We start from the raw sequence: 21,806 nt of genomic DNA on the forward strand, positions 1-21,806 counted from the left end.
GTGACCGCGACGTCTCTGACCTCTCGTGTGTTGCTCATCACGGTCGTCCGGGTTGAGGATCAGCCTCGACTGCGGCGGCGCCTGAACGCCCGGAACCGCGCCACGAACTCGTCCGTCTGTGCGTCGCTCCACTCGACCGCCGACCATCCGGCCAGCGCTCGACATCGTTCACCGTGCTCGGCCCAGCCGGCCGGAAGCTCGGCCTCGAAGCCCAGTTGCCGGAGGCCCGCGGTCCGCACATGGATAGGAATGGCCACAGCGTCTGCGAGGGTCACCCGATCTCCTCCCAACCACCCCTCATCTGAGGCCCACGCACCCATCACTGCCAGTGCCTCGCCGAGCGCCTCGCTCGCAGACGCGATTCGGTCAGCATCGACCCCGTAATAGACGCCGACCATCGGCCGGAAAGCGTGGCGGTCGATCCAGGCCATGCGTTCGCGAACCACGGTCCGCCCGAGATCGGAGTCGGGCAACAATGGCCTGTCGTGGTGGCGAGCCTCGACCAACTCGAGGATTGGGATCGAGTCGGCCAGGTACTCGTCGCCCAGCCGCACCATGGGTATCTCGAGCCGAGGGCTGTGCTCCACGAACTCTGCCGGCATGACGAAGTCTGGGCCGCGCACCGCCGAGGGAGGCACCTCGACGAACTCGTGCGCTATCGAGCGTTGATGCAGCGCAAACTCGACGCGGGTCGAGAACGGGCAGATCCAGTGGCCGTACAACGTGGCCGAGTCAATCGTTGACACGGGCGACCTCGACCGATCAGCGGTGCGCTGGCGCCATGTAGAACCACAGCGGGAAAGGTGCCTCTTGCTCCTTGATGGCGGCCCTGGCTGCCATCAATGTCTTGCCGGCCTGGGTGCTCTCGTAGAACCACGCCTCGGTGGCACGACCATCGGGCGGCGGACCGTCAGCCAGTTCGAGCGCGGCCTCCTCGTAGTACGTGCGGATGTCGAGGCAGACCCCGATGACGTTGCGGTCGGGCAGAGGAGTCTCCTTCCACGGCGCACCCTGGGCCCACTGATGCAGAACGCCGAGCGCCTCGACGATCCGGTCGGCCGAGATCGTGCGCCCCACCGAGGTGGCGCCACGCTTGGCGACCGCCCGGTCATAGGCGGCCCGAATCCCCATCGCCTCGTCGACCGCAGCCGGCAGGTTCGGGTCATGGCGTGGTGGCAACGCGCACGCCATCGGGGTCTCGTCGGCCTCGATGACGTCCGGGTGGATCTCGAGCACGGGCTCGGAAGCATCGAGCAGGCCAAACGCCCGCTCGAGAACGTCGCGCTGGTAGCCGGCGTCACCGGGCTTGCCGAGGGGCCGCCCGAGTGGGAACTCGCAGTGCAGCACCCGGGGAGGCTTCATGCGTTCGACGACCGACAGGTTCGACCCGAGGACGATCGTCGACAGGCCTGCGGCTTCGAGGACGTGGGCGAGCGTACTCACGGTACGCGTGCAGAGCGGTCAGACCGGGGTCAACACGACCACGTCGACACCAGCCGCCAGCAGTCGCTGGGCGCAGGCGGGCCCGGTGTCGAGGCGAATCTCAGACACGGTGTCGGGTTGATTTCCGGCGAAGGCGTAGTGGGTCTGCGCAACCTGGCCGATCACGCCGTCGACAGCCAGCTCTTCGAGGCGGTCGATCGGGTATACGACGTTGAGGTCGAGTTGAAACCCGCTGCGGTCGAAGTTCGGGCTCCAGTGCCCGAGCACGAGGTCGCGGTCGGCGCGGTCGATGGTCTTGAAGCGGGTGTCGGCCGGGCTGAAACCCTCGTCGCCCTGTCGGTGCAGCGCGGCCGAGGTGACGATGGCGACCGTCGACTCCGATAGCGGCTTGGCTGGGACGGTGAAGGCCGTCGTCTCGAACTCGGGGACCGGCATCTTCTGGCCGAGCTCGCGCATCGCTTCGTCGCCGCTCATGCGGGTTCCTCCTCGTGAGTCTGCTTCGTCGCACTCGCATAGACGACGCCGCTGCAACGATTCTGCCAGGCCAAAGCGCACTTTTCCCAAACGGCGGACTCGGGCGCTCGACCACACCGCAGCGGATGGGCCCGCAGCTCAGGGCGTCAGCGCCGTGCGGATCGCGTCGGCGACGACCTCGATCGACTCCTCCACCGTCAAGCGGCGCGCCCTGCGCAGCTGGTCGATCACTTCGAGCTGACTCATGACGTCGGCGGTGGTGCGACGAACGATTCGCACCCCGGCCGGCAGAGCGGCGAGCTCACGGCGAAACTGGAGGTCGAACTGGTCCGTGAGTGTGTGGCGGGTCCGTTCGATGTTGTCTCGGATCTGCACACAACCCGGAGCGCGCAACCGACCCGCCCGGTAGCTGGGTCCAACCCGCTCGTACAGGCGTACCCGCATCCGGGCGAAGTCGAGCACTCGCTCCTCGAAAGGCCCTTGGCCGATGGAGGTGAGGTGGGCCTCCTTCTGGCCGCGCCGCCACATCTCGTCCATCGCGGCCTGGGTCAAGGAGTCGGGATCAGGGAAGTAGCGGTAAACCGACCGCAGCGACAGGCCCGACCGTTCGGCGGCTCGCTCGATCGTCGGCGCCAACGTCTCCTCCTCGAACATCTCGAGCACGGCGTCGATTACCGCCGCTATGTTGCGCTCGCGACGCAGCCTGCGCCCGTCGGCTCGCTCATCACCGAACCGGTCATACTCAGGTTCCACCGCACCGGCCTCGCTCATGGCCGACGGCTCAGGCCACCAGCCGGTCGCAGCCGGTTCCCGACAAGATGCTGTCAACGACTGCCCGCGAGGCGTCGTCGAGCGCACCGTATTCCTGACGCAACCACTGCAGGCACTTGGGCTGATACCTGAAGGGCGCCTGACGGTACTCGAGACCGCTGATCTCGCAGGCGACCTCGTCGGCGCCAGCCTCTAGTGCGGCGGCGTTCGCGATCATGAACGGGGCATACGTCGAGCCCGCTTCGCACAAGATCTCGTGGACTATCTCGGGCAGCGCCGCAACGTCGACCCACCCGCCATCGCCGTCGTCATGTTCGTCGAGGGGCCACCAGCTCAGGTCGTCCACCCGCTGGATCCAGTTCACAACGCGCGGCGCACGTTCGACTGCGATCGCCATGGGCGTCGGATCCCACCAGGTCATCGGTACTAGCTGACCGAACAGGGCAAAATCGGCCCGACCGGGCCGAGCGCCGAGGAGGAACGGCCTTTCCGACAGCAGTCGCTGGAGCAGATCGAGGAGCCGCTCGTAGCTGCCTTCGATGATCGGCAGGTTCGCCTCGGTCGAACCGACCAGCGCCCGGCGACCGACCTGTCGATCGATGATGAAGTCGTGCGACCGTCGAAGGTTTTCGTCACTCGCATGAAGATCACGGTCCAGCGGCAACAGCCTGCCCGACTTCTCGATATCGGGCTCGTACGTCCACCGGTAGTGGTACATCGCCTTCGTCACCCACTCGTCGGCGTAGTCCTCGAGGAGGAAGTCGATGAAGGCCAGGGCCGCATCTGACGGCACGAGGCTGCGGCCTTCGTATTCGCTTTCGAGCCGCGTGATCTGTGGGCTGGAATCGGTCATCACCTCGACGCTGCCGTCGTCGTTGTGGAAGCCGATGACGGGAATCACGGGCACCTTGGCTTCCGGCAAGTCGTCCCACTCCGAACCGCGCAGAACCCACCGATACGGGATTCGGCGATAGCGCAGCACCGCGCGCATCTTCAAGGTGTAGGGCGAGCTGAATGCCCCCTTCAAAGTCACTGGCCTCATGAGACCCTTCTCTCTGGGCTCGTCCCGCAAGTGCCCACAACTCGGGCCCTACGCATAGTGCGCCTCAAACTAGCACTTGCTGTTCGTCTGACTCAGTGGCCGACCAGCAGCGCAGGGTTCAATCGTCGGCACGTGCCTAGTATCTGGCGATGATCGTGAGCGCTGATCACATACAGCGGACCGTCATCGAGTGCTGCCGGTTTCTTCGCTCGGCGATCGATGCCGACTGGACCGTCGCAGTTCCGGATCTCGAGATGACCGTGGCGGGGGTGGTGGCGCACGCCGCCGAGGGTTGTCTCTGGTACGCCATCGATCTCGCCGCGGGCGGCAAAGACCTCGAACCTGTCGAGCACCGCGTCAAGTACGACGTTGCCAACGAGGCGTTGATCGACACGATGGAGGCCTACGCGGCCGTGGTTGCCTCCGTCATCGGCTCCAGCTCAGATGAGACGCGGGGCTTCCACCCAATGGGTGCGGCAGACCGGTCGGGGTTCGCTGCCATGACCTGCGACGAACTGCTCATTCACACCGACGATGCGGCGCGAGGGTTGGGGTTGAGCTTTCGGCCCGGTGACGATGTCTCGATTGCGGTGCTGGCACGCCTGTTCCCGTGGCTGGACGACGTCGACGACGACCCGTGGGAACTGTTGCGGTGGGCGAACGGGCGAATCGATCTGGGTGACCGGAAACGCCTCGACGACTGGGCCTGGCATTGCGCCCCGCTCAGCGAGTGGGACGGAACGATCCCTACACGCTCCTCGGCTCTGGCAAAGCAGTAGCCGCCGGGGGTTGATCCAGACACTCGGTTGCACGAGCCAGACTGGATCGGTCAGGCACGTGCGGAGCGAAGGAAGCCGGGTGAGCGTTGACGACCCTCGGAGGGGCAGGCAGTCGACGCTGGCTGACACGCTCGGCTTTTCCCAAGAAGACCTCGAGAGCAATCGGTCAGGTGGCCTCTCAGCGGATCAGCGCGACCGCATCATCGCCAAGAACAACAAAAACTCGCGCTTCGCCTGGATCGCTACGGCATTGCTGCTCGGCATCGGATTGTTCGGGATGTCGGTGGAGGTCATTCGTTCCGGGGACGCAGACGGTCAGGCGCTCGCCGTATATGCGGTAGTAAACGTCGCGATCATCGCCGTCGTCAGGGCGACGATCGGGCGTGTCCGTATGAAGATGAGGCGGGCACTCGAGGCCGACGTGGTAGGCGTCGTCGAAGGAAAGATCCGTGTGATCACCGTTCGCGGCGAAAAACTGATGATCCGATACTTCTGCGTCGGCGCCCACCGCTTCCAGGTCCAGCGCCATCGCGACTACATCACCCTCAAGAACCTCGGGGTAGATGGACACGAGGCCACCGCGTTCGTGCTCACCGGCCGACACGAACTCCTGTCGGTTGAACTCAGGTAGCCCGCATCGCCGATCAACTCTGCCGTTTGGCGACTTCGCAGCACTGGCGTCAGCGCATCACGGCCGTGGCGAGTGTCGCCACGAGTGGGCGAGTCACGACGCCATCGAACTCGTCGACGATGAGAGTTCCGATGGCATCCAACAGACCGCTCCTCGCTGACACCTCCATCATCTGGGTGCCCGAATAGGAAAGCATCAGGTCCCGGTACTCGGCGGCCGTGTAGGTCTGGTCCCAGTCGTAGGTCCGAACCGTGACCGACCCATACCGCTCGTCGCCCTCCAGAACACCTCGGATCGGCGGATCGACCTGATTTCGGGTCGGGGCCGGTGGTCCGACATGGCCCTGCCCGAACCTCCTGTAGATCGGATCACACGCGGCGAAGAATCCCCGATCAACACCAGACCGAACTTGTATGAGGTCCACGACGGCCAACACGCCACTGGGCCGCAGTGCGACGGCCGGCCGATCGGTCTGTGCTGCCGATGTGATCCAGTGATACGCCGTGGCGGAAAACACGGCGTCCGCGCTGGCAGGTGCAAGCGGAATCGTCTCGAAGTCGCCGACCGAGATTCGCAACCGATCAGACCCCAGGTTCGCCGCCAGCCGGGCAGCCATCGCCGGACCGATCTCGATGGCGTGCACGGACGCCCCACATCCGAGGAGATCCCTCGTGGCCTGGCCGGTTCCGGGCCCGACCTCGATGACCTCTGGAGCGTCGGGGAGGAGACCGAACAAGTCATCGAACATCTCGGGCGGATACGAGGGCCGCACACGGTCGTATGTCTCGGCGGCCTCGTTGAACGAGAGACGAATGTCATCCGGAAGAGCCATTCCCCATGTTGCCTCGATTGCTGCGGCGTGCGTCGCCTCGCCGTCTCCGTCAACACCAGCCACGACAAGTTCACAGAGGACGACGCCTTATCGGCTGGCCTCCTTGACCGCAGGCATCCTCCCGACTACTTTCCAATCTAGTTATTTAACCTCAATGGAAAGTACAGGCGATGGTGGCACCACCAAGTGCAACTCTCGACGACAACCGGCTCGATGAGACATTCGCAGCGCTCGCTAACTCCACAAGGCGAGCGATTCTCGCGCGCCTGGCCGAGGGCGAAGCGAACGTCAACGAGCTCGCAGAACCGTTTGACCTGACGCTCCCGGCGGTGTCAAAGCACATAAAGGTGCTCGAGCAGGCAGGACTCATCAAGCGGACCAGGCGGGCCCAGTTCCGCCCATGTGCAATCGATGCTGCCCCGTTGGCCGAGATCGCAGGATGGGCCGAGCAGTACCGCCACATCTGGGACGACCGATTCGACCGCATGGACGAATACGTCCGCAGCATCCAGCTCGAAGAACACAACCGCGACTCCGAAGGGGAGGACGATCACCGATGATCGCGAATCAAGACATCCAGATCGAGCGCACGTTCGATGCTCCGATCGATCTGATCTGGGCGATGTGGACCGAAGCCGAACACTTCGCCAGTTGGTATGGCCCAATGGGAGCAAAGATCCCTACCGCCGAGATGGACGTCCGAGTCGGCGGTCGTCGACATATCGCGATGGAAATGGAGACGCCGAACGGTCCGATGCAGATGTTCTTCATCGGCGAGTACAGCGAGGTCGACCCGAAGACCCGTCTCGTCTACACCGAGAGCATGGCTGATGCCGATGGCAATGCCTTGACCGCCGAGCAGATGGGCATGCCCGCTGGAACACCCGTCATGACATCGATCGTGGTCGAACTCGAAGACCTCGGACCCCGTACGAAAATGACGATGACGCACATCGGCGTCCCGGCTGACTCGCCAGGAGCCCAAGGTTGGACGATGGCGCTCGACAAGCTGGAGGCTCGGCTCACGGCGACCAGCTGACCGTCGGCCCAACCCTTCGGCCTTGCGGTCGGTGGTGAACGGTCGGGTGGTCGTTGCGGGATCGAGTGGGTGGTGGTTTGGTGGGTTGGGTGTGGGAGGATGCGCCCGCGGGCTACGTCGATCGTGATGGGGTCTGTTCCGACAACACGGTTCGCTTGGGCGTCCCGGAGAGGGCACCCCGATGTTTCGCAACCGAAAGATGTTCCTGGCTTTGGCCGGGCTCACCACACTGCTGCTGCTGGCCGGCTGCAGCAGCGACGACGACAACACAGCACAAACAGACGACGAATCACTCGGGTTCGTGGGCACAGTCGAAGGCACCAACGCGTTCGTGTCGATCATGGTCGCCGACAGTGACACCGAAACCGACGAAGCCATCGTGTACATCTGCGACGGCGACGCCGAACTTCGAGAGTGGTTCCGCGGCCCGGTGGATGACCCCACCACCTTCGCGTTGACCAACGACACCGGCGCGACAGTGACTGTCACCACAGTCGACGGGGCCTTCACCGGCGAGTTCACCGACGCAACCGGATCCACACACGCCTTCGAAACCGAGGAAGCGACCGGTGACGCCGGTCTCTACGAGATCGACGACCCAGACGCCGCCGCCGACGGAATCTGGGCCGCGTGGGTGGTCGACAACAACGGCAACCAACGCGGCGCGTTCCTACGCAGCGGCACATTCCAGCCAACACCCCGCCTCTCGTCCACCACATTCCGCCTCTCCCGATTCTCAATCAGAAGCGGCGCCATCGACATGAACGGAATCATCGCCCCCAACAACTGACCCGATCGGCTTCAGTGTTCAACTGGTGACGTCTCTGTTCCGGAACGCCAAGGTGGCGAGCGCTACGGCGGCGAGGCCATAGGCGGTCGTAAGTCCGAAGGCGGCGGCCCAGGTGAGATCTGTCGTACCGCCGGAGGCCAGGGCGGCGAGTGTCCCACCGGGGAGGTAGTCGGTGATGTCGGGAGCTGCGATGGCGATCAGGTTCTCGACAACGAGGAGATAGCCGATGCCCGCCGCTATGGCGATGCCAGAGCTGCGGGTGAGCATGGCAATGGTCAGGCCAATCAGGCCCCAGACCAGGGCCGGGACGGTGAAGTTGAACCAGCCGGTGAGCAGTTCGAGGCCGAAGTCGGTTCGCCATGGCTCGGTGTCGACGTCGTAGAGCCGAGCGAGGGGCCGAGCGGCCATGGCGGTCACGAGGGTGGTGACGGTGGTCGCGAGCAGCGTGAAGAGGGTGAGGGCGATGATCTTGCCCCCCAGCAGTTTGGTTCGTGAGGGTTGGGCCTGGACGAGGATCCGGATCAGCCCGGTGTCGTAGTCGGTGGCCACGGCGATGGCCCACAGAGCCAGCAGCACGATGCCGGCGATGCTGGCAACCGAGTCGAGGCTGGCGAGCATTCCACCGGGTTGAGCCAGGTCGGCGGCGCTGGTGCCTCCAGATCCGGGAAGCCCTCCGCCACCTCCTCCGTCGCCGCCGCTGTCGAGGGACGCGTAGATGAAGATCGAGATCATGACGGAGAAGGCGGACATGACCCCTATGCCGACGTAGCGGAAACTGGGACGCCATATGCGGATGAGCTCAGAGCGGACTACGGCGATCATTGCGGGCCTCCAGAGGTGTGTCGTTGCTGGCTGCGGTCGGCGGCCAGTTCGGCGTCGGTCCCGCCGGTCAGGCGGAGGAAGATGTCTTCGAGATTGTCGTGACGAGGGGTGAGCTGCCGGAGGTTGATTCCGACCTGGTGTGCCAGCCGGTCGACGTCCGCCGCGAGGTTGGCGGCGATGTCGAGATGGAGGTGGCCGCCAGAGATGGTGTAGTTCCAGCCTTTCGCTGTGACCGCGTCGACGAGGACGCCGAGATCACTGTCGTGTTCTGGGACAGCGATGACTTGTTCGACCGCGTCATCCATCAGACCCGCGAGGGACCCCGAGTAGAGCAGCTTGCCGAAACGGATGACGACGAGGTCGTCTGCCATGGCTTGAATCTCGCTCATCAGGTGAGAGGAGACGATGACGGTGCGGCTCCCGTCGGCGAGGGATTTCAACAGGTTGCGGATCTCGACAATGCCGGCGGGATCGAGCCCATTGGTCGGTTCGTCGAGGACCAGGAGTTCGGGATCCGGCAGCAGCGCGGCGGCAATACCCAGACGCTGTTTCATGCCCAGGGAGAAGGTGGAGGCACGGTCGCGTTCACGACCGGTGAGGCCGACGATGTCGAGCACGTCGTGGATTCGTTGGGTGGGTACACCACGGAGATGGGCGAGGCTGCGAAGGTTGTCCCAAGCAGTGAGTGAGCCGACAAAGGTCGGGTTCTCGATGAGCGCGCCCACACGGTTGGCGAAGCGCTCGGGATGCTCGATGGGCTCGCCGAGCACAGTGCCGGTTCCTTCGCTGGCCGCGATCAAACCGAGCAGGATCCGGATCGTGGTCGACTTTCCGGACCCGTTCGGGCCCACGAAACCGACGACACCGCCGGCAGGGACGTCGAAGGTGAGGTGGTCGACGGCGGTCAGTTCACCGAAGCGGCGAGTGAGCCCGTCAGCGGTGATGACACTCATGGCCGTGGTCGATCGTTGTGGTTCATGGTCCCCACCTTGACCGCCGGTTCTGCAGCCCGGATTCAGACTTCCTGAGGGTTTCCTGGAGATTCGGTTGGCGCCGCCGGCCCTGCAACCGGGATGGTCATGACGATTGTGGTGCCACGCCCCAGCTGAGACCGTGCGGTGATGGTGCCATCGTGGGCGTGGACGGCCGCTTGGGCGATGGCAAGGCCGAGGCCGGTGCCGCCGCTGGTTCGGCTTCGGCTGGCGTCGGTGCGATGGAAGCGTTCGAACAGGCGGTCGAGTTCGGTCGGATCGATCCCTGGCCCCTGATCGGCGATGGAGATCTCGATGGCATCACCTTTCGAGACTGCGGCAATCGACAGCGCCGCTGAGTCGGGGGTGTGGCGCAGTGCGTTAGTGGTCACCGCGGTCACGGCTTGGGTCAGGAGGTGGGCGTCAGCGTGGAGCATGAGGCTGGGGGCGACGGCGGTGATGTCGATCGGGCGACGGGGTTGGATGGCGGTTGCGTCTGCGGCTATGTCGGCGAGCAGTTGCGTCAGGTCGAGCCAGCCAAGTGTGAGAGGACGTTGATCGTCGAGCGATGCGAGAACCAACAAGTCTTCAACGAGAACGGCCATACGGTCGGCTTCGCTTCTGATGCGGCGCATGGCATCGTCGACCTGGCCGGGGTCGGCGAGTCCGCCTTGCGCATGCAGGGCGGTGTAGCCCCGCAGGGTGGTGAGTGGCGTGCGGAGCTCATGGGAGGCGTCGGCCACGAATCGTCGTTGCCGGTCCTCGGCGGCTTGGCGGGCGTCGACCATCATGTTGAACGCGGCGCCCAGCTGGCCGGCCTCGGTGGTGATGCTGGGGTGGTCGACGTGTTGAGCACGGTCGCCAGCAGCTGCCTCGGTCGCAGCCGCAGTGACCGCCTTGATGGGGCGCAACGACAGCCGATCGATCCAGAACCAGGCCAGCCCGACCACGACCAGAACCATCGCCACCGCTATCGCCGAGGTGACGAGCAGCTTGCGTTGGGTGTCGTCGACGCCTGCGAGCGACACGGCGACAGCAGCGATCCGGTCCTCGGGCAGTCCTACCAGGACGACGCGTGCTTGGCCGCTGTCGCCAACGGTTGCGGCGGTGAACGGAGTGCCCAATGGGTTGATGCCAAGGTCGAGCTGTGGTGCGAACCCCCGGTCAGAAGCCGGTTGGGCGATGACCTGGACCGTCGCATCGGCGGCGATGATGGCGAACCAGAGCTCGCCGGTTGGCGGCCCGGTCCTGGCCCGGTCGACCGAAGCCGGAAGGTCGGCGCCTCGGTCGACGTTGGCCGCGACGGCATCGAGTTGGCTGTCGAGTTGTTCGATCAGAACAGTCCGCTGGCGCACCACGATCACCGTCAAGGCCGCGATGACGGTGGCCACGAGCAGGGCGGCGACGAGAGCGAGCCTCGTTCGCAGACTCATACAGGTGGCCTGATCGTGTAGCCGACCCCGCGGACGGTTTCGATGAGGCGGGGATCGGTTTGATCGACCTTCTTGCGGAGAGATGAGATGAACGTCTCGACGATGGCGGACTCACCATCGAAGTCGTATTCCCAAACGTGATCGAGGATCTGGCCGCGCGAAATCACCCGGCCGGCGTTTACGAGGAGGAGCCGGCACAGCTTGTATTCGGTCGGGGTCAGATGCACGACGTTGCCGGCCCGGGTTACCTGGTGGGCGTCATCGTCGAGGACAAGGTCGGCAACCTGCAGCACAGACGGTGATGCCGCGGCACCGGCGCGGCGCAGGGCGACCTGGACACGAGCGACGAGTTCTTCCAGGGCAAAGGGCTTCACGATGTAGTCATCGCCGCCGCTGGTCAGCCCCCGGACTCGGTCGACCGTGTCGCTGCGGGCCGTGAGGAACAAGACGGGCATGGTGTGGCCGCGCTGGCGGAGTTGGCGTAACACGTCGAAGCCGTCGATGTCGGGCAGGCCGACGTCCAACACGATCACATCGGGACGGTGCTGGTCGACGTCGAGTGCGCCGCGCCCCGTGTCGGCCGTGACGACATCGATATCGGCCAGGCGTAGCGCCGAGGCGACGAGGAACGAGATGTTCTCCTCGTCGTCGACCACCAGGACCTTCGGTTTCGGCGAGTCCATGGGCACCAGCATGGCCGGTCGACCTGGTGGCCGCCTGGAGCATTCCTGAAGATTGGCTGGGGACCCGGTTCGAGGATCTCCAGCTGATCCACAGCTCACCTCGACGCGTTCTTCAACAACGGCCGTCAAGTTGGGGCCCATCAACCGACCCGCGTCACCGAGGAGCCCCCGTGATCCACCAATCAGAACATCCCAGAAAATGGCGACTGGCCGCTGCAACCGTGGCGACCGCCGCAGTGTTGTTCGCCACCGGCTGCGGCAGCTCCGACGACGACGCCGACGACGATCCCGTGATTGTGGTCGAGAACGCCACAGACACCGCCGACAGCAACGAGACGGAAGCAACGACCTCGGGCACCGACGAGGAACAGGCGCTTGCCTTCGCCGACTGCATGCGGACCGAGGGCGTCGACTTTCCCGATCCGGTGGTGAACGCGGATGGCTCGGTCGACTTCTTCGGCGCCAACGGTACCCGCGAGGGCGGCGGCTTCGCCCGGGACGCCGACTTCGAATCCGCCGTCGACACCTGCGGTTCGCTGATCGAGGGGGCCAGCTTCCTTCCAGATGACGGCGACTTCACCGAGCTCGAGGACTCGTTCCTCGAAGTGGCCGAGTGCCTGCGTGACAACGGCATCGACGTGCCAGATCCCCAGTTCGGTGCGGGCGGCCCAGGCGCCGGTGGACCCTTTGGTGCCGATTTCGATCCAGAAGACCCCACAATGGCAGCGGCGATCGAGGCCTGTCAGGACATCCTCGCCGGTCTCGACGGCGCCCGAGGAGGATCGAACTGATGCCGCTCATCAGCCCCACCCAGGCCAACGGCCCCGAGCAAAGCCACCACGTCCCGGAGCCGTTCCAACCAAGCCACGACGACCAGACCCCGCCCGAGCCGAACAAGCCGAAGACTAGGCGCCGGCTGCGGTCAGCAGTTGGTGCGCTGTGCATCGCCGGCGCTGCCGGTTGTGGGCTGTGGTTTCTGTCGGGTGGCGACGAGACGACAACGACCGAGACGGCTGCGACCCCTATCCGAGCTGTCGAAGCCGCGACCGCTGACCTCAGCGAGTCGATCACGATCGATGGAACGCTCTCCTACGCCGACCCGGTAACTCACGTGGCGGCCAGCGACGGCGTCATCACCCGAACCGCCGAGGTCGACGACGTCCTCGGTCGCGGCGACATGGCCTACGCGGTCAACGAACAACCCGTCGTCGTGTTGTGGGGCGACATACCCTCGTACCGCCCGATCGGCGCCGACACCACCGACGGCGCCGACGTCGAGATGGTCGAAGCGAACCTCGCTGCGCTCGGCTTCACCGCCGACGGTGCGCTCGTCGTCGACGAACACGTCGACACCGCCACGATCACGGCAATCGAGGCGTTCGAGACCAACCTCGGCATCGACACCGACGGCATCATCGACCCCGCCCAAGCGCTCGTCGTTGCCGGCCCGGTGATCGTTTCCGACGTGACATCGCCAGTGGGGTCTACCGCACGGGTAGGCAACCCAGTTCTCTCGGTGCAGCTCATCAACGAGGCCACCACCGTCCGCTCGAGCACCGACGGTCTGCTCACGATGGTGCCGAGCGTTGGCGACAGCTTCGAAACCGGCGAAACCGCGTACGAAATCGACACCCACCCTGTAACCGTCATCATCGGCGATGCACCAATCCGCCGTGTGTTGGCCGAGGGGGTCGAGGACGGCGCTGACATCGAACTGCTCGAGTCGACCCTCGCCGGGCTCGGCTTCGACGCCGACGGCAAACTCGAGGTCGACGAACACTTCGACGAAGCCACCGCCACGGCGCTGGCCGCCTGGGAAGACACCCTCGGAATCGAACCCGACGGTGTTGCTCAGCTCGACCAGTTCGTCGTTCTCCCCGCCCGCCACCAGGTGACCGACGTACCGGTCGAACGGGGCGATCAGGTCGAACCGGGCGACACCGTGTTCGACACGGGTGTCTCCACCCGGACCCTGACCGGCGTCGTCGACGAGGCCGACGCAGACGACGTCACGCTGGGCGCCGTCGTGGAGATCGCTATCGGCGACCAGACCGTGCCGGGGACCGTCGTCGACATCGCCGACCCCGTGTCGAGCCCGGCCGATCCCAACACCGAGACCGTCACCTTCACCATCGAGCCCAACCGACCGATCGCTACCGATGAATCGGTGAGCGACGTTGGGGTGGAGATCACCATCACCACCATCCTCGCAACCGACGTCACACTCGTGCCGGCCACTGCCCTGATCTCGGCTGGCGACGGTACCTACGCCGTCGAGGTGGTCCGAGGCGACACCACCGCCTTCGTGGCCGTACAGCCCGGCACCTTCGCCGACGGCATGGTCGAGGTCACCGGCATCGAACCCGGCGACGCGGTGGTCGTGCCGTGATGACCGCCCTCACCACACCAACCGCCCAGGTCAAAAAGGGCCGTACTCCGACCGCAGCCACCCCGTTCGGAGCGATCGAGTTGCGGAACGCATCGAAGCACTACCCCGGCAACCCGCCGGTGCGAGCGCTCGACGACGTCACCGTTCGGATAGACCACGGCGAACTCGTAGCCGTGGTCGGCCCCTCCGGCTCGGGCAAGTCAACCATGCTGACCGTCATGGGCACCCTCGACCAGCCGACCGCCGGCACGGTGCTTGTCGACGGGATCGACACCACCACCCTCGACGACAACCGGCTCGCCGGGCTCAGGGCCCGCCGCATCGGCTTCGTGTTCCAGCAGTTCTTCCTCCTGCCCGGCATGAGCACCGTCGACAACGTCGCCAACGGACTCCTGTATCAAGGCGTCAAGCTGGCCGAGCGCCGCGACCGCGCCGTAGCCGCCTTGGAAAGGGTCGGGCTCGGTCACCGGCTCGGGCATCGCCCCAACCAGCTCTCCGGCGGCGAGCAACAACGTGTCGCTGTGGCCCGCGCTCTGGTCCACGACCCGGCGTTCGTGCTCGCCGACGAACCCACCGGCAACCTCGACAGCCGCTCCACCGCGGCCGTCGTAGACCTCCTCGAGGGTCTCCACGCCGAAGGCACCACCATCGTCGTCATCACCCACGACCTCGACCTCGCCCAACGCTTCCCGCGACAGCTCTCCATCCTCGACGGCCGACTCCAGGCCGACACTCGCCAGGAGCGCACACGATGAACTCCGAAATCGGCTCCGACGAACTGCGGTCCGCGACCGACGATGCCGCGGCGGCGTGCGAACCCAGCCGGCTGAACCCCGTCGACGTACTGCGGGTCGGCGCGTCTGGGCCACGGTCCCGCAAACTACGCACCGCCCTCTCCGCACTCGGTGTCTCCATCGGCATCGCCGCGCTCATCGGCGTGCTCGGACTGTCCGATTCGTCTCGGGCCGACCTGCTCGATCAGATCGACCGCCTCGGCACCAATCTCATCACCGTCGAATCTGGCGCCGGGTTTGGCGCCGGCGACGGCGCACTCCCCGCCGATGCCGCAGCCACCATCGCCCGCATCCCCACCGTCGAAACCGCCGCCGCGCTCTATGAACTCGATACCTCCGTGTACCGAAGCGACTACATCGACCCCGGCCGCACCAACGCCATCACCGTCGCAGCGGCCGACCCGAGCCTGCTCGACACCGTCTCGGGCACCGTCGCCGAGGGCCGCTTCCTCGACGAGGCCACCTCGACCTATCCCGTCGCCGTCGTCGGCTCGGTTGCCGCAGAACGCCTCGGCATCGACGACCTGGCCCAGCGAACCTTCGTGCAGATCGGGGACGACCAGGTCGAGGTCATCGGCATCCTCGACGAGTTCCCCCTCGCCGCCGACCTCGACCGCAGCGTCCTCATCGGCACTGTCGCCGCCGCCACCTACTACGACGCGCCCGATACCCCTTCGATCATCTACACCCGGGTCGAACCCGGCAGCATCGACCAAACCCGGGCCCTGCTGCCCGGCACCGCCGACCCCGAGAACCCCGAAGAGGTCACGACCAGCCGTCCCTCCGACATCCTCGAAGCCCAAGCCGCGGCCGAAACCGCATACACCGACCTCTTCCTGGGCCTCGGCGCCGTGGCCCTTCTCGTTGGCGGCGTCGGCATCGCCAACGTCATGGTCATCGCCGTCATCGAACGTCGAGGCGAGATCGGCCTCCGCCGAGCCATCGGAGCCACCCGCGCCCACATCCGCCGCCAATTCATCACCGAAGCCACCATCTTGTCGCTCCTCGGCGGCATCGCCGGCGTCGGCATCGGCATCGCGGTCACCGCCGTCTACGCCTCCATCGCCGGCTGGCAAACCGTCATCCCCGTCGGCGGTGTCGTCGCCGGACTCATCGCCGCCGTCGCCATCGGCGTCATCGCCGGCCTCTACCCCGCCATGCGGGCTGCCCGACTCTCGCCGACGGAAGCACTCAGAACATGAACCAACCCCACAGCACCAGCCGAACCCGCCAAGCGGAAGCGGTCACCACCGTGCAGGAGTTCCTCGATGCCTACGCCAGCGGTGACCTCAACACCGCATCCGCCCTCGTCGCCGACGACCTCACGTATCGCATACCCGGCAACAGCCGCATCGCCGGAACCCACCACGGGCGATCCGCCCTGCAAACGCTCGCCACCGTTGCTCCACGACGGGGCGCCAGGCAGCTGGCCAGCTCCACAGACCAGCTCATCGCCACCACAGACGGCGCCACCGTCGTCACCTTTCACACCCTTACCGGCCTCCTCGACAACAAGCCCATCGAGCTCGAATCGAACCTTCGCTTCGACCTCGACGACGGCCGCATCCGCGCCATCACCGAATACACCCATCACCCGCACGAGACCGACGAACTGTTCGCACCTGAATACCCAAGAAGGACTTCGCAATGAGAATCCCTCGCGTCACCACCGCCATCGCACTCGTTGGAGCACTCGGCCTCACTGGCTGCAGCACAGACAACGAGGCCGAACTGTCCACTACTGAGTCCTCAGCGATCACGTCCGAGTCAGAAGCCCCCGCTTCTGAGTCCACGGCCGACGAGTCCGTCGACCTCGCCGCGTTCCTCACCGAATGCATGCGCGACCAAGGCATCGAGGGCTTCCCCGAAGCCGAAGTCCTCCCGGACGGGACACTCGACCTCGACATGACGGCCCTCGACGCTGCCGGAACCGGGCCCGGCAGCCCCGAGTTCAACACTGCCTTCGGAGCGTGCGAAGCCGAGGCCGGCCAAACGATCGAGCTGGGAGACCACACCAGCCAGTGAGCGACCGACCGGCGTCGCGTCCATCACCTCAGACTGCGCTCCATGAACCGCCGGTTGTGGCGCAGTTCGCTGGGAACCTCTGCGCCGCCACAGGGTCGGATATCTCGAAGCCGCGTTGTCGGCCACAATGTTGTCCGTGGACCGCCTCGACCTCGCCCCTCGCCTCGCCGAGCTCTGCCATCTCGAAGGCTCGTTCGTGCTGCGATCTGGCGTGAGCGCTGACGTGTACTTCGACAAGTACCGGTTCGAGTCCGACCCCGACACCCTCCGTGCGGTCGCTGCCGGTCTCCAACCCTTGATCCCACCCGATACCGACCTGCTGGCAGGCCTCGAACTCGGTGGTGTCCCCGTAGCCACCGCACTGTCGCTCGGCACCGGTATCCCGACCGTGTTCGTTCGCAAGCAGGCCAAGTCCTACGGCACCGCCAAGCTGGCCGAGGGCCCACCGGTGGCCCAACGACGCCTCCTGGTGGTCGAGGACGTCGTGACCAGTGGCGGCCAGATCGTCGAGTCCGCCACCCAACTACGCACGCTCGGAGCCGACATCACCACTGCGTTGTGCGTCATCGACCGCCAACAGGGTGGAACAGAGAACCTGGCTGCTGCCGGCATCGAACTGCGCAGCCTGTTCACTCGCGCGGACCTCACCCGGTGACCGGGTGAAGTAAGCAGCGTCGCCGCAGGGATCGAGAATCGGTGGGCGTGCCGTCACCCGGCCTTGTCGGGCAGTGGATCGGCGGATGCGAACTCGTCAACGAGTGTGCTGATGGCCGCGATCGAGGGGAGGGTGACCTCGCTGGGGGCACCCCTGGAGCCGGGAATCACCCGGACGAAATCGATGCCCAGGTCGCGGACCGCCGTCAGGCGTTCCCGTGCTTCGTCGAGCGGGCCGGCGATTCCGAATCGATGGATGAACTCGGCATCTAGCGCCTGGGCGTGGGACCCGCTGGCGGCTCCGTGGTGGGCCATGTCGTAGCTGGTGCGCATGGTTTCGGCGGCCTTGCGTACGCCCTCGGGCAACTCGTCGATACGCATGCCAGGGAACCCGGAGAAGTGCGTGAAGCTGGCAACACCACCGCGCACCGCCTCGCGTGCGAGGGCCGGGTCGTCGTTGACAACACAGTTGATGTAGGCGCCGAGGCGAAGGTCGGCTGGGTTTCGCCCGGCGGCCTCTGCGCCTTGGCGGGCGAGGCTGACACAATCGGCGAGGCGTTCGACATCGGCGCCGACAGCGAAGCAGATCCGGTCGGCAACGGCGGCTGCGATCGCGATCACCTTCGGCCCGGTCGCCGACACCTCGATAGGCACGCGGGCGACATCGATGTCGTCGAGCCATTCGATTCTGCTCTCGGTTCCGTTGCGATCGACGGTCTCGCCGTCCAGATAGCCGCGAAGCTGGCGAAGATAGAGCTCGAAGTCGACCGGGGATGCGGGCTTGCGGCCGATCTTGGCCATCGACGAATCACCTCGACCGATCCCGATGACGAGACGACCGCCGCTGGCGACCTGGACACCTAGCGCCGCGGAGGCCGTAACCGCCGGGTCCCGGCTGACGGGGTTGGTGACGCCGGGACCGATCTCGATTCGGCTCGTGGCTGTCGCAGCGACCATCAGCTGACTCCAGGTCTCGGGCGCCAGGTTCTGCGTATCGGCGAACACGAGGCTGCGAAAGCCAAGTCCTTCAATGCGCCGTGCGATTTCGGCGGAGTTGGTCGGGTGGGGAAAGAAGAGCAGTCCGAGGTCCATCTCATGTCCTTTGTCGGTGATCGGTTGCGGGTTGCGGGTGGCGGGTGGCGGGTGGCGGGTCACGAGGCGAGCGGCCGTCGGGCCGCCCGAGCAAAGGCGTCGTCGAGGCGCCGACGTCCGTCGGCGGTCAGGCACGGATCGAGCACGGCGCGGTGCTGCTCGATTCCGCGTGCCAGGGATGCCCAGTCGGCGACGTCGACTTGGCCGAACTCGTCGAGATGATCGAGCCAGTAGCGGCTCACGATCCACAGCGAGCGAGCGAGCACGGCAACATCGACGTCGAGCGAACGCCGGAGTAGACCACCCACGGAGAACCGCTCGATGAGGTTGCCAAAGCGTTCAAAATCGGCAGCCAGCTCTGGGGGAGCACTCCGACGAGGCTCGGCATCGTTCAGCTGGGCCCGGTCCCGAAGCAAGAACCGGTACCGCCACACGAGCCTCATCGATGTCAGAACGTGGTCGACGTAGTCGCGGCACACGTCGTCGGACACGCCAACCGACTCGCGCTCGGTCAAGACGGCGCGAGCCTCGTCGCGCAGCGCTTCGACCAGATCCATCTTGGCCGGGAAGTGGTACGTCAGGTTGCCTTGCCGGATCCCGGCGGCGCTCGCGATGTTCGCCTGCGACGTCGCTGCGTAACCGTTGCGATTGAACAGCTCGAGGGCCGCTTCCAGGATTCGTTGGCGTGTGGGGCTTGATGTCATCCGACGTCCGCGGTTAGGTTGGTCAACCTAGGTTAGGTCGCATGACCTAATCAGTCAAGAGAGCGGAAGACGATGGGCATGAACAAGCGCAAGCACGTGGTCGTTGTCGGAGGTGGCACATCCGGCTGTGTTCTCGCCGCTCGCCTGAGCGAGAGCAACCGCTTCGACGTCACGCTGCTGGAGATCGGACCGGACGACTCCGCCTACGACGAGGTCCTGCTCGATCCCCGTCGCACACCCGAGGCATGGGTTGGCCACGCTCCATCGGCGTTCTCGGTCATGCACGGCCAACCGGCCGATGTCGCCGTGTTCCAGGGCCGCGTCCTCGGCGGAACCTCGGCCGCCAACGGCATGGCCACCCTGCGCGGCCTGCCCGTCGACTACGACCAGTGGGCCGCCATGGGCCTCGAAGGTTGGGGATGGGACGATGTCGTCGACACCTTCATCGCCGCCGAACGCGATGTCGACTTCGGGGCATCTCCGCTGCACGGCGACTCGGGCCCACTCCCCGTGCGGCGGTGGAAATCGGGCGAACACTCGCGTGCGCACGTGGCTTACCTCGCAGGAATGCGCGAGCTCGGCGAACGACCGGTCGCCGACATCAACGATGCCGACCAGCTCCCCGGCATCGGCGTCTTCCCAGCCACCATCGACGAGCACTCCCGCCGGGTGTCCACCAGCCTCGCCTACCTCACACCCACGGTGCGAGCACGCGAGAACCTCACCATTCGCACCAACTGTGACGTTGCCCAAATCGCCATCGACGCAGCACGCGCCACGGGCGTCATCCTTCGCTCGAACACATCGACGCCGATGAGGTAGTCATCGCTTGCGGTGCGCTCTGGACGCCTCACCTGCTCATGCGTTCGGGCATCGGCCCCGCAGACCACCTCACCGACCACAGCATCAGCGTCGTCGCCGACCTTCCGGTCGGCTCCACGATGAGCGACCACCTCGGCCCCGCCATCCCCTACCTCTACGACGGGCCCGAGCCAGGAACCGGCGGACCCGCCCAAGCTCTCCTCGTCGGCGCGTCCAACGGCACCGACATCGACTACCACGCCTTCCCGATCACCGCTCTGCCGATCGACGGACGGCAACGATTCCTGCTCGCGGTGTTCCTCCTCCGATCCGGCGGCGACGGCACCGTCCGCCTCGGCGACAACCTCGACGACGGGCCCGTCGTCACATTGCCATCACTTCCCGCCGACGCCCACGGCCGCTACCGACACGCCTTCGACAAGCTGGTCGCCTGGCACCGAACCGACGCCTTCGCTCAGCTCGGCGCCGAACAACTCGACCCCATCGACCTGGCCGACGACGACGCCGTCCCGCTAGCCCTCGAACGACACCTGCTCTCCTACGCCCACATGGTCGGCACCTGCCCGATGGGACCCGTCCTCGACGCCGATTGCCGCCTGCGCGGCATCGGAGGACTCCGCATCGCCGACGCCTCGGTCATGCCGACGATCCCGTCCGGCAACACCTACCTCGGGTGCGTCATGATCGCCGAGCGCATCGCCGCCAAGATGAAAGCGCAGACCTCGACCTGAGCCTCACCGGTCAGATCAGTTGAGAGTCTCGCCGCTGCCCGGATCCGATATTGGATTGAGGGCGTCGACGCCGCTTCGTAGTGTGACCCGCATGGCGATGACGGTGATGGCACGTGTCCGAGCGCAAGCGTCGGAGCGACCGCGATCAGCGACGCCGGTCGCTCAGCCAGAACTTCCTCGCTGACCAAGCAGTCATCTCCGAGCTGATCGACGACCTGAAAGTCGCCGAGGACGAACTCGTCGTCGACCTCGGGGCCGGGTCAGGGGCGCTGACAGTTCCCCTGGCCAGCAAAGGCGCTCGGGTTTGGGCGGTCGAACGCGACCCGGTGTGGGCCGACCGGCTCGTCGCCCGCGCGCTCGACGCGAAGCTCGACGACCGGATCCGCGTGATCAGGTCGGACCTTCGCCGGCTCCGATTCCCTCGCGAACCATTCAGGGTCGTCGCCAACCCTCCGTTCAACCTCACGACCGACATCCTGAAGCTGATCCTCGACAATCCTTCCGCGGTGTCTGCGACGCGAGCGGATCTCGTGCTCCAGCGCGAGGTGGTTCTGAAACACAGCGCCCAGCCGCCGAACACGCTGAAGACCTCGAGCTGGTCGCCGTGGTGGGAATTCTCGGCTGGACGCCGCATCCCGGCGTCTGCGTTTCGCCCTCGGCCCGCGGCCACTCGGTCGTCGGCTGGTCGTTCGGCGCCGCCGCGCGGGGTTCGCTCCGGTCAGAGCCCGAACTGGGCTCGCATACCGGCGACGAACTGCTCGTCTTGTCCGGCCGAGTACCGGTTCGCGAGAAGTTGCGCTGCTGCGGCACCTGAGATGTACCGGATCTGATCGGTGCCGTCGGTTGCCGCACCAAAGATGACCTCGGCGACTTCGTGCGGTTCCT

25 protein-coding genes and 1 pseudogene are annotated in these 21,806 nt (G+C 65.8%); 14 read left to right on the forward strand and 12 right to left on the reverse strand.

Annotated features, from left to right (window positions below; genetic code table 11):
* Positions 1 to 59 precede the first annotated feature (59 nt).
* The 5 genes from R2770_17805 to R2770_17825 all read right to left on the reverse strand — a co-directional run bounded on the left by R2770_17805 (position 60) and on the right by R2770_17825 (position 3,730).
* A complete protein-coding gene (locus tag R2770_17805) occupies positions 60 to 746 on the reverse strand; it encodes a glutathione S-transferase family protein (GenBank protein ID MEZ5282321.1) in 687 nt (228 codons plus the stop codon).
* Between the two features lie 16 nt (positions 747 to 762).
* On the reverse strand, positions 763 to 1,443 hold the full coding sequence (locus R2770_17810) for a hypothetical protein (GenBank protein MEZ5282322.1): 681 nt from the start codon (positions 1,441 to 1,443) through the stop codon (positions 763 to 765).
* A gap of 18 nt (positions 1,444 to 1,461) precedes the next feature.
* Complete coding sequence (locus R2770_17815; protein ID MEZ5282323.1) at positions 1,462 to 1,917, reverse strand: glycine/sarcosine/betaine reductase selenoprotein B family protein; 456 nt, start codon at positions 1,915 to 1,917, stop codon at positions 1,462 to 1,464.
* 138 nt (positions 1,918 to 2,055) lie between these two features.
* The gene (locus R2770_17820) at positions 2,056 to 2,670 is read right to left on the reverse strand and encodes a TetR/AcrR family transcriptional regulator (GenBank protein ID MEZ5282324.1); all 615 of its coding nucleotides are present in this window, start codon (positions 2,668 to 2,670) and stop codon (positions 2,056 to 2,058) included.
* A gap of 28 nt (positions 2,671 to 2,698) precedes the next feature.
* Positions 2,699 to 3,730: a glutathione S-transferase C-terminal domain-containing protein gene (locus R2770_17825; protein ID MEZ5282325.1), complete on the reverse strand. Its 1,032-nt coding sequence runs from the start codon at positions 3,728 to 3,730 to the stop codon at positions 2,699 to 2,701.
* A gap of 149 nt (positions 3,731 to 3,879) precedes the next feature.
* On the opposite strand from R2770_17825, the gene R2770_17830 reads away from it, so the two are divergent.
* Both R2770_17830 and R2770_17835 read left to right on the forward strand, forming a co-directional pair.
* The gene (locus tag R2770_17830; protein ID MEZ5282326.1) at positions 3,880 to 4,509 is read left to right on the forward strand and encodes a hypothetical protein; all 630 of its coding nucleotides are present in this window, start codon (positions 3,880 to 3,882) and stop codon (positions 4,507 to 4,509) included.
* A 79-nt stretch (positions 4,510 to 4,588) separates the two neighbouring features.
* Positions 4,589 to 5,140, forward strand: coding sequence for a hypothetical protein (locus R2770_17835; GenBank protein MEZ5282327.1), 552 nt, complete (start codon positions 4,589 to 4,591; stop codon positions 5,138 to 5,140).
* A 49-nt stretch (positions 5,141 to 5,189) separates the two neighbouring features.
* Here the strand turns inward: R2770_17835 and R2770_17840 are convergent, their stop codons facing one another.
* Entirely contained in the window at positions 5,190 to 5,972 is a 783-nt protein-coding gene (locus R2770_17840; GenBank protein MEZ5282328.1) for a class I SAM-dependent methyltransferase, read from the reverse strand.
* A gap of 170 nt (positions 5,973 to 6,142) precedes the next feature.
* Between R2770_17840 and R2770_17845 the strand changes: the two genes are divergently transcribed.
* From R2770_17845 to R2770_17855, 3 genes are all read left to right on the forward strand, one after another.
* Positions 6,143 to 6,532, forward strand: a complete 390-nt coding sequence (locus R2770_17845; protein ID MEZ5282329.1) for a metalloregulator ArsR/SmtB family transcription factor — start codon at positions 6,143 to 6,145, stop codon at positions 6,530 to 6,532.
* Complete coding sequence (locus R2770_17850; GenBank protein ID MEZ5282330.1) at positions 6,529 to 7,011, forward strand: SRPBCC domain-containing protein; 483 nt, start codon at positions 6,529 to 6,531, stop codon at positions 7,009 to 7,011. Before R2770_17845 ends, R2770_17850 begins: the two co-directional genes overlap by 4 nt.
* 181 nt (positions 7,012 to 7,192) lie before the next feature.
* Complete coding sequence (locus R2770_17855; GenBank protein ID MEZ5282331.1) at positions 7,193 to 7,801, forward strand: hypothetical protein; 609 nt, start codon at positions 7,193 to 7,195, stop codon at positions 7,799 to 7,801.
* A gap of 18 nt (positions 7,802 to 7,819) precedes the next feature.
* On the opposite strand, the gene R2770_17860 is transcribed toward R2770_17855, so the two are convergent.
* The 4 genes from R2770_17860 to R2770_17875 all read right to left on the reverse strand — a co-directional run bounded on the left by R2770_17860 (position 7,820) and on the right by R2770_17875 (position 11,710).
* On the reverse strand, positions 7,820 to 8,623 hold the full coding sequence (locus R2770_17860) for a hypothetical protein (GenBank protein ID MEZ5282332.1): 804 nt from the start codon (positions 8,621 to 8,623) through the stop codon (positions 7,820 to 7,822).
* Positions 8,620 to 9,576 (reverse strand): ATP-binding cassette domain-containing protein, encoded by a 957-nt coding sequence (locus R2770_17865; protein ID MEZ5282333.1) that lies wholly within the window; start codon positions 9,574 to 9,576, stop codon positions 8,620 to 8,622. Before R2770_17865 ends, R2770_17860 begins: the two co-directional genes overlap by 4 nt.
* A 62-nt stretch (positions 9,577 to 9,638) precedes the next feature.
* The gene (locus R2770_17870) at positions 9,639 to 11,027 is read right to left on the reverse strand and encodes a HAMP domain-containing sensor histidine kinase (protein MEZ5282334.1); all 1,389 of its coding nucleotides are present in this window, start codon (positions 11,025 to 11,027) and stop codon (positions 9,639 to 9,641) included.
* Positions 11,024 to 11,710 carry a response regulator transcription factor gene (locus R2770_17875; protein MEZ5282335.1) on the reverse strand — a complete coding sequence of 229 codons (687 nt, stop codon included), beginning with the start codon at positions 11,708 to 11,710 and terminating at the stop codon, positions 11,024 to 11,026. The genes R2770_17870 and R2770_17875 overlap by 4 nt, the downstream gene beginning before the upstream one ends.
* Before the next feature lie 170 nt (positions 11,711 to 11,880).
* Between R2770_17875 and R2770_17880 the strand changes: the two genes are divergently transcribed.
* From R2770_17880 to pyrE, 7 genes are all read left to right on the forward strand, one after another.
* Complete coding sequence (locus tag R2770_17880) at positions 11,881 to 12,501, forward strand: hypothetical protein (GenBank protein MEZ5282336.1); 621 nt, start codon at positions 11,881 to 11,883, stop codon at positions 12,499 to 12,501.
* Positions 12,501 to 14,099 carry a peptidoglycan-binding protein gene (locus tag R2770_17885; protein MEZ5282337.1) on the forward strand — a complete coding sequence of 533 codons (1,599 nt, stop codon included), beginning with the start codon at positions 12,501 to 12,503 and terminating at the stop codon, positions 14,097 to 14,099. The genes R2770_17880 and R2770_17885 overlap by 1 nt, the downstream gene beginning before the upstream one ends.
* The gene (locus R2770_17890; GenBank protein MEZ5282338.1) at positions 14,099 to 14,854 is read left to right on the forward strand and encodes an ABC transporter ATP-binding protein; all 756 of its coding nucleotides are present in this window, start codon (positions 14,099 to 14,101) and stop codon (positions 14,852 to 14,854) included. Before R2770_17885 ends, R2770_17890 begins: the two co-directional genes overlap by 1 nt.
* Complete coding sequence (locus R2770_17895; GenBank protein MEZ5282339.1) at positions 14,851 to 16,095, forward strand: ABC transporter permease; 1,245 nt, start codon at positions 14,851 to 14,853, stop codon at positions 16,093 to 16,095. The genes R2770_17890 and R2770_17895 overlap by 4 nt, the downstream gene beginning before the upstream one ends.
* On the forward strand, positions 16,092 to 16,544 hold the full coding sequence (locus R2770_17900; protein ID MEZ5282340.1) for a nuclear transport factor 2 family protein: 453 nt from the start codon (positions 16,092 to 16,094) through the stop codon (positions 16,542 to 16,544). Before R2770_17895 ends, R2770_17900 begins: the two co-directional genes overlap by 4 nt.
* The gene (locus R2770_17905; GenBank protein MEZ5282341.1) at positions 16,541 to 16,918 is read left to right on the forward strand and encodes a hypothetical protein; all 378 of its coding nucleotides are present in this window, start codon (positions 16,541 to 16,543) and stop codon (positions 16,916 to 16,918) included. The genes R2770_17900 and R2770_17905 overlap by 4 nt, the downstream gene beginning before the upstream one ends.
* Before the next feature lie 136 nt (positions 16,919 to 17,054).
* Positions 17,055 to 17,573 carry an orotate phosphoribosyltransferase gene (pyrE, locus tag R2770_17910; GenBank protein ID MEZ5282342.1) on the forward strand — a complete coding sequence of 173 codons (519 nt, stop codon included), beginning with the start codon at positions 17,055 to 17,057 and terminating at the stop codon, positions 17,571 to 17,573.
* Between the two features lie 53 nt (positions 17,574 to 17,626).
* Here pyrE and R2770_17915 read toward each other — a convergent pair whose 3' ends face one another.
* Together R2770_17915 and R2770_17920 are read right to left on the reverse strand one after the other, a co-directional pair.
* Entirely contained in the window at positions 17,627 to 18,664 is a 1,038-nt protein-coding gene (locus tag R2770_17915) for an LLM class flavin-dependent oxidoreductase (protein MEZ5282343.1), read from the reverse strand.
* A gap of 59 nt (positions 18,665 to 18,723) precedes the next feature.
* Positions 18,724 to 19,368, reverse strand: a complete 645-nt coding sequence (locus R2770_17920; GenBank protein ID MEZ5282344.1) for a TetR/AcrR family transcriptional regulator — start codon at positions 19,366 to 19,368, stop codon at positions 18,724 to 18,726.
* 78 nt (positions 19,369 to 19,446) lie between these two features.
* Here R2770_17920 and R2770_17925 point away from each other — a divergent pair.
* A pseudogene (locus R2770_17925) lies at positions 19,447 to 20,264 on the forward strand (GMC family oxidoreductase N-terminal domain-containing protein).
* Positions 20,265 to 20,309: 45 nt separating this feature from the next.
* Positions 20,310 to 20,921, forward strand: a complete 612-nt coding sequence (locus R2770_17930) for a GMC family oxidoreductase (GenBank protein ID MEZ5282345.1) — start codon at positions 20,310 to 20,312, stop codon at positions 20,919 to 20,921.
* Positions 20,922 to 21,806 lie beyond the last annotated feature (885 nt).

The sequence above is a fragment of the Acidimicrobiales bacterium genome (assembly GCA_041394185.1).
GTDB lineage: Bacteria > Actinomycetota > Acidimicrobiia > Acidimicrobiales > Poriferisodalaceae > JAAETH01.

Coding starts and splice junctions, on each gene's coding strand:
- R2770_17815 (MEZ5282323.1), bottom strand. CDS start 1,917: ATGAGCGGCGACGAAGCGATGCGCGAGCTCGGCCAGAAGATGCCGGTC.
- R2770_17905 (MEZ5282341.1), top strand. CDS start 16,541: ATGAGAATCCCTCGCGTCACCACCGCCATCGCACTCGTTGGAGCACTC.
- R2770_17865 (MEZ5282333.1), bottom strand. CDS start 9,576: ATGAGTGTCATCACCGCTGACGGGCTCACTCGCCGCTTCGGTGAACTG.
- R2770_17875 (MEZ5282335.1), bottom strand. CDS start 11,710: ATGGACTCGCCGAAACCGAAGGTCCTGGTGGTCGACGACGAGGAGAAC.
- R2770_17840 (MEZ5282328.1), bottom strand. CDS start 5,972: ATGGCTCTTCCGGATGACATTCGTCTCTCGTTCAACGAGGCCGCCGAG.
- R2770_17890 (MEZ5282338.1), top strand. CDS start 14,099: ATGACCGCCCTCACCACACCAACCGCCCAGGTCAAAAAGGGCCGTACT.
- R2770_17920 (MEZ5282344.1), bottom strand. CDS start 19,368: ATGACATCAAGCCCCACACGCCAACGAATCCTGGAAGCGGCCCTCGAG.
- R2770_17845 (MEZ5282329.1), top strand. CDS start 6,143: ATGGTGGCACCACCAAGTGCAACTCTCGACGACAACCGGCTCGATGAG.
- R2770_17900 (MEZ5282340.1), top strand. CDS start 16,092: ATGAACCAACCCCACAGCACCAGCCGAACCCGCCAAGCGGAAGCGGTC.
- R2770_17915 (MEZ5282343.1), bottom strand. CDS start 18,664: ATGGACCTCGGACTGCTCTTCTTTCCCCACCCGACCAACTCCGCCGAA.
- R2770_17870 (MEZ5282334.1), bottom strand. CDS start 11,027: ATGAGTCTGCGAACGAGGCTCGCTCTCGTCGCCGCCCTGCTCGTGGCC.
- R2770_17860 (MEZ5282332.1), bottom strand. CDS start 8,623: ATGATCGCCGTAGTCCGCTCTGAGCTCATCCGCATATGGCGTCCCAGT.
- R2770_17830 (MEZ5282326.1), top strand. CDS start 3,880: ATGATCGTGAGCGCTGATCACATACAGCGGACCGTCATCGAGTGCTGC.
- R2770_17930 (MEZ5282345.1), top strand. CDS start 20,310: ATGAGCGACCACCTCGGCCCCGCCATCCCCTACCTCTACGACGGGCCC.
- R2770_17855 (MEZ5282331.1), top strand. CDS start 7,193: ATGTTTCGCAACCGAAAGATGTTCCTGGCTTTGGCCGGGCTCACCACA.
- R2770_17895 (MEZ5282339.1), top strand. CDS start 14,851: ATGAACTCCGAAATCGGCTCCGACGAACTGCGGTCCGCGACCGACGAT.
- R2770_17885 (MEZ5282337.1), top strand. CDS start 12,501: ATGCCGCTCATCAGCCCCACCCAGGCCAACGGCCCCGAGCAAAGCCAC.
- R2770_17825 (MEZ5282325.1), bottom strand. CDS start 3,730: ATGAGGCCAGTGACTTTGAAGGGGGCATTCAGCTCGCCCTACACCTTG.
- R2770_17850 (MEZ5282330.1), top strand. CDS start 6,529: ATGATCGCGAATCAAGACATCCAGATCGAGCGCACGTTCGATGCTCCG.